This window comes from Amylibacter sp. IMCC11727 (genome assembly GCF_029854195.1).
Classification (GTDB): Bacteria; Pseudomonadota; Alphaproteobacteria; order Rhodobacterales; family Rhodobacteraceae; genus Amylibacter.
The window spans coordinates 574,376-585,373 of record NZ_CP122960.1 but is presented as its reverse complement, the minus strand read 5'-3'; the positions used below and the strand labels follow the sequence as shown (position 1 = coordinate 585,373).

Sequence of the window (10,998 nt, the reverse complement as noted above, 5' to 3'; positions counted from 1 at the left end):
CCCTATTTGTCCCCCAGAGCCGCGTAGGGGACAAATGCGCAAGGAATTAACTAACCAATTTCTGAAGTCTTTGGCAGCCCCAGACACGGGCCGTGTGGAAATATCCGACACGCTAAGGCGCGGTCTCAGGCTGCGCGTTTACTCAGGATCACCACCCCGCTTTGTTTGGATGTTTGAAAAGCGCGTCAAGGATGGACCAAAACGGAAGCACACGCTTGGCCAATACCCTCAAGTTAGTCTGGCTTTAGCGAGAAGCATCGCCCAAGAGATAGCAACCGAAGCTGAAAAAGGGATTGATAGGATTGCGAACCGCAAAGCCGAAAAGCTTGCGGAAGAACTCGCTCAAGCCAATATCAAAACAACGCGGCAAGTGCTGGGTATCTACGAAAAGCTGCACCTTTCCAATCTACGGACCCACCAAGAGCGCCTGAGGCAGCTTACAAGCGCCCTTAAGGATCAACTGGACCACCCAATTCAAAACCTAACGAAAAGCCACCTACAGGCCGCTATAGACCGCAAAGCGGGTGAAGGCCGTAAGGTCGCGGCAAACCGCATCCGATCCACGCTAAGAACGTTCACGCGCTGGGCAGCACAGCGGGACTACATAGAAGCTGACATTGGCGCTGGCCTTCCAAACGCCACCAAAGAGGAAATTCGCGAACGCGTTCTAAGCCTCTCTGAAATTCACGCGATTTGGGAAGCCACTTTTCAAATGGGAAGTCTCTGGGGTCCGATGTTGCGATTACTCATTTTGACGGGGCAACGCCGCAGTGAAATAGCCAATTTACGATGGGATGAAATCAACACGGACAAAGCGCAGATTGTGAAATCGGGTTCGGCGACCAAAAACGGCAAACCGCATACTACCCACCTCTCCACAGCAGCCCTTAACGAAATAGAAGCCCTGCCCAGCAACAACAGCGAATTTGTTTTCACCACCACAGGCAAAACGCCCGTATCAGGCCACAGCAAAGCCAAGAGGCGGTTGGATGGCCTTCTCGAAGGGGTTCACCCATGGCGATTACACGACTTACGCACAGCCCTCGCAACGGCCTTGGCTGAGGCGGGAGAACCCGAAAGTGTCGTGGACCGCATTTTGAACCACGTTGCCAGCGGATCAGCGCCGAGCGCAGTTGCGCGAGTATACAACCAATCTGAACTGTTGAAGCAACGTGCAAAGGCATTGGATCGTTGGGCGGATATGGTGACAGGTAAGCGTGGGAAAGTAACCAAATTGTATGGATAGAAATTATGCCAGGCAATTGAATCTAAATTCGATGCAAATCAAGTGGTTCAAACCAAGATGTAGGGCTTTAAATGCGATTGCTGCTCATTGCGAAATAGAGCGGCGTCAAGTCGCCAAGATTATGGTTGATGGTGAAACTATACATCCTTGGACTGGTGATGAATTACTGGATTCAATTAGACACGTTCAAACCAGCATAACATTGCATTACGCCAATCCCAAAATGGAAGACGTGAAGCGGGTCAAGGAGTGGCGCGAAAAACTTGAGGCGCTTTTTAACCCCGAATTTGCTTTGCCCGATTATCTTGAGAACGCAATTGAGAGATTCAAGGTTCCGCTCAATCACTTTTCAAACCCAGATGGCTTTGGGTTTTCCGAAATTATGGCAAGCATACCAAATTCAGGTATTAGGTACCCTGCAACAGATTGGTTAGCAATTCGAATTGCAACGGTTTTAATCAAGTCAGGTAAGGAAGCCAAAGTTCCGTCTGGCAACCAAGAAGCAGAACTAAATGCGTATGGTCGCCTTCTCGCTATTGCTTTCGAAGCATTCGATGTCCGTGGGAACCACAATACCATTGCGTCAATCAATGCACCTGCAAAACGAGCACTAGCGAAATTAAATGGTAAGTAATTGTTTTTGTTATTGGTATTTTTGATTAAGAAAATAAAATCTAATAAACAATGCTCTTGGATAAACTGGCTTTTACATTTCTAGGCAATTCGCAATCTAGGAGTGTCTCAATATGTCTAAACGCCTATTCACCGACCGAGAAGCAGCCGAATACCTTGGCTTTTCAAGGGCTAAAATCTGGCTTCTTATGAAAGAAGGTAAGCTTGCTTCTATCAAACTTGGTAACTCACGCCGTATCGAAGTTTCTGAACTAGATCGTTTCGTAAACGAAAACGCTATCGCCAATTAAAACCCCTCTCACTCGCGGTTTGAGCGGAGGGGAGTTTCTATTGATGTTCATTGGAACGAACACATACAGATTACTTCGCTTTCTCTTTCCGTTCAATCGCTAAGGAAAGACGCTATGAAAATTCAAATCCCACAATCCCCGCTAGTGGAATGGGCGCCAATTGAACACACAAACATCTTACGCATTGCTAAATGGTTTGACCTTCCACCAAAAACCGAAACCGCCAGCTACTTTGTAAAAAATGGAACCACGGAATTTGAAATTTTGCTTGCAGAAAGAACAAGACAAACTTTGGAAGCTTTAATGAAGGGCCCAATTTATGCAGCTAGCATTTGCCGACTATCTCATCAAATCGCATTACTCCGAAGATTGGGCGTGGATATCATAACCAAGAACTATTGTGACGACCCTCAAACTGGCGCCAAACGGTATGGTGTTTATTTCTTAGTGAGCCGTGTGCAACAGAAGTCGAAGGGCCAAACCCTTACAAGGAAAGTGGCCTCCGATAGGACGTCGGCATAGTGGCTTACAAGACTGGAAAAAGAGGAAAAGGCTCTCGCCATGTACGACTCGAAGAGTGGTTTCAATCTTCAAAAGCATGGTCATCCATGAAACCTGGCCCCAGAGCGTTATACATTGAACTCAAACGTCGCTTTAACGGCGGAAACAATGGTGACATTTTCCTAAGCCATAGAGATGCCGCAAAAGCTTTAAATATAGGACGGGATACGGTCGCAGGATACTATGCCGAATTGGAGAACCGTGGATTTATCAATAAGACAAGAGGGCACTGCCTTGGGCCTGCAGGTGTCGGGCAATCTAGCACATATGCGTTGACCGAGTCAGCAGTGGGATTAAAGGCTGCGACCAAGGACTTTCTGCAATGGTCAAAATAAAAACCCCGTAGAGAAACCCGACATTTATTGGCAGGAAAATCCGACAGGCAAAGTCAGCAAAACCGTCTTTTCAAGATTTGAATGTCGGAAAATCCCACCGCTTTGGCTCGTTTTTAAGCAAATTATATGTGGGAAATCCCTGCCATATATACATTTAGCCATATACATTAAAATGTAAGAGCGGTGTCTTAATGCCACCTTCCACACGTCTTGTAATCTTCACTTGCCAAGACTTCATTTGCTTAAATCCACATTGTTCTCAGACAAACGTATTTCCATTTCTAGTAGTTTTGCTTCAAGCTCGCGTCGGTCTTTATTCAACTTATTGATAGCCGCATTATGCTCTCTTCGGTTATGTAAACCGTCGCTTATTGTGTAAATCAAATTAGTAATAACGACTATAATGATACCGATTAATAAAGTTTCAGTCATATAATCAACTTTCCTACAGTGTCGTGAGTTTTCGAATTTGGGAGCAATGGGCAAACAATATGGGTTAGGTTGCGTTGTCTCGTAAGCGTTTGGCGAACCCGCTCTGACGGAGAGTGAGGGAATGAGTTAAGTGTCCACTATTGAGAATGGACACTTAGGGGCATTTTATGAGCCGAGGAAAGAAGCGCTTTTGGTCGGATGACGAGAAGCGAGAGATTTGCCGCCAAGCGGCAACGGAGGGCTTTTCTGTCGCGCAAGTTGCACGACGTTATGCAGTGAACGCAAACTTGATTCACAACTGGATGAAGGATCCCCGCTTTGCAACGCCCACGGAGGACATAACCTCTCCCCCCGAAGACGCTTTTCTGCCTGTCGAAGTTGAACTGAGCGCTCAGCCGATAGATAGGATGGTCACTACCCCTTCGGCTTCAGCTCTTTGTGCGACGCGCGTTGATCTAACGTTGTCGGATGGACGACGGGTTTTGATTGAGGGGCCAACAGCGCTGAGCGCGGTTGTGGGTTTGGTCGAAGGATTGGCCGTTTGATCCCCGTTCCTAGTAATACACGGGTTTGGCTTGCGGCTGGCGTAACGGACATGCGGCGCGGCTTCTATACACTGGCATCGCAAGCGGCAAGCGTCCTAGAACAAGACCCGTACTCGGGCCATCTGTTTGTGTTCCGTGGCCGTCGGGGTGACCTTTTGAAGATCATTTGGTGGGATCAACAGGGCGCATGTCTATTCAGCAAGCGGCTGGAGAAAGGCCGCTTTGTTTGGCCTGCTGCAAAAGACGGCAAGATCAGTGTAACGCCCGCACAATTATCAATGCTGTTGGAAGGCATCGACTGGCGCATGCCCCAGAAGACGTGGCGGCCATTGCAAGTTGGATAGGTGCATATTTGTTGGTTTTTGTACGTTCAGGGATTCACGACGCTGACCACATCAAGTATAGGAACGCATGCCCGATGCACCCGATATAATCCCCTCCGAACCCACAGAGTTGCGCGAGTTCACCGTTGGATTATTAGCCGAGTTGAAGAACCGTGACTTGCTTATTGAGAAGCTGCGCCATCAGGTTGCAGGGCAGAACAGTCACCGCTTTGGATCGAAGGCCGAGGGCATCGATCAGCTACAATTGCGACTTGAGGATGAAGAAGTTGCTCAAGCTGTGATCGCGCCCAATGCGCCGCCTGAGCAACCTGCTGCGCATGCAAAGATCAAACCCAAGCGTAAACCACTGCCTGATCATCTGCCACGCGTGGAACGGGTTCTTTCTGTCGGTGATGACTGCGCCGAGTGTGGAGGTGCACTGCGCGAGTTGGCCCGCGATACAACAGAAGAGCTGGAATACGTCCCGGGACGCTTTGTCGTGAACCAGATCATCCGCCCCCGCGTGGCCTGTAAGTGTTGCGAGGCAATCAGCCAAGCACCACTGCCGTCACGCCCGATTGAGAAGGGCATTCCCGGCCCAGGGTTCTTAGCCCATGTGTTGATCAGCAAATACATGGATCACTTGCCGCTCTACCGTCAGGCACAAATCTTTGCCCGTGAGGGCTTGGACATTGATCGTTCGACACTGGCGGGATGGGTGGGTAAATCCGCAGCGTTGCTGGAACCACTGGCGATGGCCATCAAACGTCACGTTCTGTCAGGCCAAGCCATCTTTGCCGATGATACGCCCGTGAAGATGCTGGCGCCAGGCATTGGCAAGACAAAGACAGCCCGCCTCTGGGCCTATGACAGGGACGAACGCCCTTGGGCCAGTGATACCCCACCAGCTGCTTGGTATGAGTTCACGCTAGACCGCAGAGGTATCCGACCAAGCGAACATCTCAAAGGTTACCAAGGCTGGATGCATGCCGATGGCTACGCAGGATTTGAAGAGCTTTACCGTTCTGGCCAGATCAAGGAAGTGGCCTGCATGGCCCATATCAGACGCAAGTTTGTAGACGTGTTCAAGTCCCAAGGCTCGCATGTGGCTGAAGAGGCCATACAGCGCATCGCCCAGCTCTATGCCGTAGAGAAGGAAGCACGCGGCTCACCGCCAGGCCAGCGCGTCGCACTGCGACAACAAAAAGCAAAACCTATTCTTGATGATCTGGAAAGCTGGCTGCAAGGCGAGTTACCCAAACTATCGGGCAAAACGCCATTGGCCAATGCAATCAGATACGCACTGACCCGCATGAAGAGGCTGCGTGACTATTTGGATCATGGCTTTCTGGAGCTGGACAACAATACAGCAGAACGATCCATGCGTGGCATTGCCATAGGCCGCAAAAACTACATGTTCATGGGATCTGAACGCGGGGGCCAGTCAGCTGCCATCATCTATACCCTCATGGAAACCGCCAAGCTCAACAACGTTGATCCCCAAGAGTGGCTCACAGACGTCCTAACCCGCATCGCCAACCACAAGATCAACAGAATTGATGAGCTGCTACCTTGGAACTACAAGGGGTGAAGCTAGGGGTTCGCCTACTGGAACAGGTTCTCCAAGTGCTTACGTTTTACACGCTCATTTTGGTTTGGCCAAATATCAGTGGAAGGAATCAGGTACATGCTTGCTAAACGTTGTTCGACCAACGTAAAGCGCAACCCAATATTCTTGATCACCGGCGTCTTTTTCCTTCGGCTTTCAAATCGTACCATGTTGTTACATGCTTTTGCATCTGATGGCCCAAGTCCATGATTGATCAACGCACTTTGAGACAACATTAAAACTGGATATGACATTTGAGTACTCGCTAATATGAACTAATGCACATTTAGGAACCAGAACGTACTTTTCAAGTGTAAATGCCACAGTATTGTGCTGGAAGCACCTTTAACTGTTCATTAGCCCACTCAACACCCGCCGCATTCCATCAGGATTTCCGACCAGTTTGGGGTCACGGCACAGATGCGTAGCAATGACTTCGGCCGATTGTCTTTCCAGGCCTGCCAAAACAAGTGTTTCAATAAAAACGGGATTTGCATGGTCCCATATTACTTCATGTGACGGACCCCGATAGCAGCTTGCTATGATAGTTGTTGCAAAACTTGGCGTTGTCATAAGCAAAGCTAGTGTTGATATAATGATAGTACGTTTCATGTTGCCCCCAACATATATTTGAAAGCACTAGGCATCGTTCAAAAGCCAAATTTTGTCAAACAATCTAAAATTGAAAGAGAGTAATGTCGCTTGGATTAGGGTGGCTTTGGACGACAGCGAGCGAGTTGACCATACCACCAAAAATGCCATCTTGAGAATGGGTCACCAACCTTTTACAATCGGCTACCCATTATCACCCCTAAAAAAACACCCAAGCGCCCGTTTTTGGTCTCATTTTCTTGTCAGACAGGCTTTGTAACAAGTTTGATGAGTATTTTGATAAAATGTCTGACCAACTACAAATCCTGTATGCCCTTGCAATAAGCGCCATTCTTGGTGCTTTGATCGCGCATGGCGTCTTTGCGCTTTTGTCGATTGCTGTAACCTGACTGCCCTCGGTGTTGCCGCATCTCGTCTAAATTGCCGCGGCAACACCAATCGGACGGATTTAACAAGAGTTCCATTTGGGCGACCACCCAAGCGCACATTACTATTAGGCTGAACCATGAGTAACACATACAAAAAACGGTTTGTTCTAGAGGGGTTACACAGCCTGACAGGATCATGGGTTGATTTGATTGAATTTAAAAGCACTGCGCAAGAGGCTCAAGCCAAACTGTCTATCATCGAAACGCACCTAATTCTTCCAAGCCTGTCGATTGAGGGCGCAATCATCCTGCCTGCAGAGTTTTCCGCGTTTAGAATTGAGCGGATCCAAAATAAATTTGATGATCAATAATCAGACGAATCATCCTAAAGCGAACCATCCCTAAGCAGGTTTACCGAACGCTTACGTTGTCTCAACAACATACAGTATTGCTAAAATCTTGATCACCTTAGTAAGACAACTCTCTTAGTATTTGACATTCATACACGCGACGGAATGACGAACCACCAAATAATGGGAATTGCTGAAAGCGCAATTGCACGCTGAGATTATACTGGCGGCAAATTCTTTGAAAAAGTGCGCAGGTGTTTTCATTGAAACTCTACAAGAGTCCTAAATCACCATCTCGTCACATACACCTTTGATTGTATGTTCCAACTTTTTTTGCAGGTGTGATCATCCAGCCTACGGGCAAAGTAACGTCAACTCTCTGCACCTTCAGCTTGTGCGGGTTCTGAGCCTTCTTCTGGAACACCTGCGCTCCAGGTCCTAAGTTGATCTGGTATAGACATAAGAGGGACATCCAAGTTCAAGGTTGCCAAATAATCCACAAGCTCTATCTGCATTAGCTCGGCATCCAGCTCAGAGCGCGAATGAACTCTGAAGCCTACACCAATCGAAGCCGAAACCGCTGTTTCTATGTCGCTATCTGCCCGTTCTCGATTGTATAGATAGACGTGCAAGGCGAGACTCGCCTGTGCGCCAGTCAAACTGCACGCAGTGCCCATTACGCTACAGATAAGGGGGCATCGTAGCATTAAAGTGAGCGCCACCCTCTTGGAGCCAGCAGCGCAGCAACCCAAAAAGATGTGGGTGTTAATAGACAATCCATTGCAGCCGCACAAGTGATCTGCAAATTCAGCCCATCGGATTAAGTCACCGCCCGCGCTAGTCGATGCAAAGCATTCTGTGTTTGAGTGGGCACCCACCAAAAGGACGTCGATTTCCCCTTTTTCAAAATCGCCACCACACAGATAGCCCTGCAGTGCCTCCAAACCTTCAAAATTATATTCGACAAAACTGTATCCGTTTAATTCGGCGACAGCTCGCAAACTTGCCACCATCTCATCGGTGTAGTCTTGTGTGATCCTCAAAAAGACAAATTTTCTGGCCATCTGTTCCCCCAATCAAAATTAAACAACATTAGCTAAAACTCTACTAACTGTAACAGAAACGTTGGATCGTAGCCCGAGCTCAACAAACCCTTTGCACCCATGTCGCTAACCCAGTTGCACATACCTCTTGTGGTGTTGCCTCATACATTTCTTCTGGAAAGGCTGACCACATCCATGTCAATGGTTTTTGGGGACTGATACCCATCGACAAAAAGTAATCAATAATATCGTCGTAAATCTCATGAGTTGGCGCAACAGGCCCCATTTCATTGTAAACTTGATGAAACCCAAGCCGCGCATTAGAGGCCCACATCCGCCTTTCTATACCGCCCGCATAAATTAGCGGGCAGGCAGAGTAACAGTTGCTATGAATTTCAGTCACAATGCCTAGCGAGCGTATCAATTTGCCTGCAAATATTGCGTCAGCCACCGAACCGCCGCCGCTTCCCAAAGAAACGATTTCAACGCCCTGATGCAATAATATTTGAGATTTGAACCGATGATAAAATCCAACATCAACTGGTCCAAAAACCGTGAGCGTTTTTGAATCTATATCAAAATCAAAAAGTGCTTCGTTTAGGCCACCACGAATAAATGAACTTAGACTAATTCCAAAATTACCAATGCAGTCTAAATTCCATTCAGACACTCTTTCCGTTTGCGGCGTCCCTACAAGACGCCTTGCATTTTCCACCCAATTTTCGAGGGAAATAGAGAAAACCAACATATCGTGAGCAAGTTCAGGGTTGGTACTTTCGTTAAGTTGTGGATATTCAAAGCTCTCAAGAGCTTCTACCTCATTTTGCTTTCCGAGCATTCTCCCCAAAATAGCGCAAGAATGTTCTTTAACCTTGTAACCATTGTAAAGCACACCCGCCCAAGTAATATCGTTTTTATGCGCAAAAGCCTTATACCGCTCTGCTTCCAAAGAAACGGCTTTTATCGCGTCATTCCAACTTTTCGCTTCAACTGCGGCGGTTGACGAAAACAGCGAAAGGAGCACAAGGGCCAACAAATTCAGTAAAGCCAAGGGTTTTTTTTGAACGTATTTTTGAATCAATGATGGTTCTCTTTTGAAAATAGTTTGGAGCAGAAACAGGCGCTCCAAACCTAGGAAAAAATTTTAACTAAATCTACAAATTAATAGTAGCGAATTTTGGCATGTGTCCCCCATTTGTCCCCCAAACAGGCAAATGGCTCGTTCATACAGTTCAGTGTTCTAGTTAAGTTATTGATTTATCTGGCAGGGGCTGAGGGACTCGAACCCACGACCCTCGGTTTTGGAGACCGATGCTCTACCAACTGAGCTAAACCCCTAAACCAGATGGGGCGATGGGTATTTGGTTTTTCGCAGTGATGCAAGCTTAAACAGCCACCCATCGCGCGATGTTTTCCACTTTTGCGCGGCACATTAGAACCATGTAAGCTGCTCAAGTAGCACCCAGGGCAATTCGTACAGATGCGCCAACCCTGTGTTGATCTGTGTCACCATAAACTGTTGATTCAATACCAAAACCACCACAAACACAGGCAGGGTTAAAATCTCCTTCAGCCGCTGCTCTGCCTCATCATCTGCGCGGATCAACGTCATCAGTGTCAGAAACCCAACCAAGACACTGATCGCGCCGAACCGCACCACGTCAAAGGCAATCAGGTTCAAACTCTGCGGCGCCAGAATCGCAGCAACCACCATAAACTGCGCCAATCCGTTAAACCGCGCCGCCATGAACCGGAGGTTCAACCAGATCATCCACAGCATCATGATCGCCAGCGGAATGCCATCAAAAATCAGCCAACTGCGATAGCCCATTTCACCGCGTTTTTGCGCCATCAACGCAAGGTTATCACGGACCGAACGGCCAATCACATCGGTGGCTTCCGTATCCGCAGTGAACGCGGCTTTTTGGTTAACGTAGTCTACGATCTGGGGCACATCACTGGCAGACACATGCCCAAACACCTGCAAAACCACAAAGACAGCAAGAGCGCCTATCATCGGCACACTGGCCAAGGATACTTCGCGCAAAGTGATGCGGTGCCCTCGCCCAATCCACAAATCCACACACAAAAACACGGTAAAATACGCCAGCATGATCTCGTGGCAGAACATCCCCACAATCACCGCCAGCGTGCGCGCCACAATCCCGATCAGCCGCTGCGCAGGCGTCATTGCCGCCAGCGCCGTCAACCCGATCAGGATCATGTCCATATAACCCGTGAACCCGACAATCGCCTTAAACGCAAAAGACGTGACCAGCAGCAACGCCAGCCACAACGTCGTTTGCCCCGAAAACAGCCGCATCCCCATCAGGGCCAACAGACACACCAAACCGAACAACGACATGATGGCAGACACCGCCAACACCTCGGCGGCGGACGCCGTGTCGCCCCAGTAAAAATTGCCCAATTCCCCGATCAAGCCACGGCGCATCAACCCGAATTCATAGTCAAAGATCAAAACCGTGCCTGAAAACCCGTTGGGCGGCAGCAGATTTTGCAAAATGGCCAGCCCAAAGATCAAAATGACCAAACGTTTAAGCCATAACAGATTGGCGGAGTGTGTATTTGTTACCATGGCCGCAGTTTTCACGCGGTTGCCCCGCAAAATCAAGCGATCCGAACCCGCCGCA

Annotated in this window: 12 protein-coding genes and 1 tRNA gene; 9 read left to right on the top strand and 4 right to left on the bottom strand. The window is 48.4% G+C overall.

The annotated features are described in order from the left end of the window. Nucleotides 1–34 precede the first annotated feature (34 nt). The 9 genes from QBD29_RS03025 to QBD29_RS02985 all read left to right on the top strand — a co-directional run bounded on the left by QBD29_RS03025 (nt 35) and on the right by QBD29_RS02985 (nt 7,325). Nucleotides 35–1,246 carry a tyrosine-type recombinase/integrase gene (locus tag QBD29_RS03025; protein ID WP_280099846.1) on the top strand — a complete coding sequence of 404 codons (1,212 nt, stop codon included), beginning with the start codon at nt 35–37 and terminating at the stop codon, nt 1,244–1,246. Further along, complete coding sequence (locus QBD29_RS03020) at nt 1,239–1,880, top strand: hypothetical protein (protein WP_280099845.1); 642 nt, start codon at nt 1,239–1,241, stop codon at nt 1,878–1,880. The genes QBD29_RS03025 and QBD29_RS03020 overlap by 8 nt, the downstream gene beginning before the upstream one ends. A 112-nt stretch (nt 1,881–1,992) precedes the next feature. Continuing rightward, the gene (locus QBD29_RS03015; RefSeq protein WP_280099844.1) at nt 1,993–2,169 is read left to right on the top strand and encodes a helix-turn-helix domain-containing protein; all 177 of its coding nucleotides are present in this window, start codon (nt 1,993–1,995) and stop codon (nt 2,167–2,169) included. Nucleotides 2,170–2,283: 114 nt separating this feature from the next. Continuing rightward, nucleotides 2,284–2,691: a hypothetical protein gene (locus tag QBD29_RS03010; RefSeq protein ID WP_280099843.1), complete on the top strand. Its 408-nt coding sequence runs from the start codon at nt 2,284–2,286 to the stop codon at nt 2,689–2,691. Continuing rightward, on the top strand, nt 2,691–3,065 hold the full coding sequence (locus QBD29_RS03005) for a hypothetical protein (RefSeq protein ID WP_280099842.1): 375 nt from the start codon (nt 2,691–2,693) through the stop codon (nt 3,063–3,065). The genes QBD29_RS03010 and QBD29_RS03005 overlap by 1 nt, the downstream gene beginning before the upstream one ends. Before the next feature lie 599 nt (nt 3,066–3,664). Continuing rightward, entirely contained in the window at nt 3,665–4,042 is a 378-nt protein-coding gene (locus tag QBD29_RS03000) for a transposase (protein WP_280098717.1), read from the top strand. Next, on the top strand, nt 4,039–4,386 hold the full coding sequence (gene tnpB, locus QBD29_RS02995) for an IS66 family insertion sequence element accessory protein TnpB (RefSeq protein WP_280098718.1): 348 nt from the start codon (nt 4,039–4,041) through the stop codon (nt 4,384–4,386). The genes QBD29_RS03000 and tnpB overlap by 4 nt, the downstream gene beginning before the upstream one ends. A 67-nt stretch (nt 4,387–4,453) precedes the next feature. After that, nucleotides 4,454–5,956: an IS66 family transposase gene (locus QBD29_RS02990; RefSeq protein WP_280098719.1), complete on the top strand. Its 1,503-nt coding sequence runs from the start codon at nt 4,454–4,456 to the stop codon at nt 5,954–5,956. A 1,135-nt stretch (nt 5,957–7,091) separates the two neighbouring features. Next, complete coding sequence (locus QBD29_RS02985; protein WP_280098720.1) at nt 7,092–7,325, top strand: hypothetical protein; 234 nt, start codon at nt 7,092–7,094, stop codon at nt 7,323–7,325. Between the two features lie 350 nt (nt 7,326–7,675). Here QBD29_RS02985 and QBD29_RS02980 read toward each other — a convergent pair whose 3' ends face one another. From QBD29_RS02980 to QBD29_RS02965, 4 genes are all read right to left on the bottom strand, one after another. Next, entirely contained in the window at nt 7,676–8,368 is a 693-nt protein-coding gene (locus QBD29_RS02980; RefSeq protein WP_280099841.1) for a hypothetical protein, read from the bottom strand. A 79-nt stretch (nt 8,369–8,447) separates the two neighbouring features. Then, nucleotides 8,448–9,428, bottom strand: a complete 981-nt coding sequence (locus tag QBD29_RS02975; RefSeq protein WP_280099840.1) for a hypothetical protein — start codon at nt 9,426–9,428, stop codon at nt 8,448–8,450. Between the two features lie 181 nt (nt 9,429–9,609). Beyond that, nucleotides 9,610–9,685 (bottom strand) — tRNA-Trp (locus tag QBD29_RS02970). A 94-nt stretch (nt 9,686–9,779) separates the two neighbouring features. Then, nucleotides 9,780–10,943, bottom strand: coding sequence for a hypothetical protein (locus QBD29_RS02965; protein WP_280099839.1), 1,164 nt, complete (start codon nt 10,941–10,943; stop codon nt 9,780–9,782). Nucleotides 10,944–10,998: the final 55 nt, after the last annotated feature.

Excerpts from the sequence above, each read along its gene's own strand:
- QBD29_RS03020 (WP_280099845.1), top strand. The coding sequence starts at position 1,239 with ATGGATAGAAATTATGCCAGGCAATTGAATCTAAATTCGATGCAAATC.
- QBD29_RS03025 (WP_280099846.1), top strand. The coding sequence starts at position 35 with ATGCGCAAGGAATTAACTAACCAATTTCTGAAGTCTTTGGCAGCCCCA.
- QBD29_RS03015 (WP_280099844.1), top strand. The coding sequence starts at position 1,993 with ATGTCTAAACGCCTATTCACCGACCGAGAAGCAGCCGAATACCTTGGC.
- QBD29_RS02965 (WP_280099839.1), bottom strand. The coding sequence starts at position 10,943 with ATGGTAACAAATACACACTCCGCCAATCTGTTATGGCTTAAACGTTTG.
- QBD29_RS03010 (WP_280099843.1), top strand. The coding sequence starts at position 2,284 with ATGAAAATTCAAATCCCACAATCCCCGCTAGTGGAATGGGCGCCAATT.
- QBD29_RS02980 (WP_280099841.1), bottom strand. The coding sequence starts at position 8,368 with ATGGCCAGAAAATTTGTCTTTTTGAGGATCACACAAGACTACACCGAT.
- QBD29_RS03000 (WP_280098717.1), top strand. The coding sequence starts at position 3,665 with ATGAGCCGAGGAAAGAAGCGCTTTTGGTCGGATGACGAGAAGCGAGAG.
- QBD29_RS02990 (WP_280098719.1), top strand. The coding sequence starts at position 4,454 with ATGCCCGATGCACCCGATATAATCCCCTCCGAACCCACAGAGTTGCGC.
- QBD29_RS02985 (WP_280098720.1), top strand. The coding sequence starts at position 7,092 with ATGAGTAACACATACAAAAAACGGTTTGTTCTAGAGGGGTTACACAGC.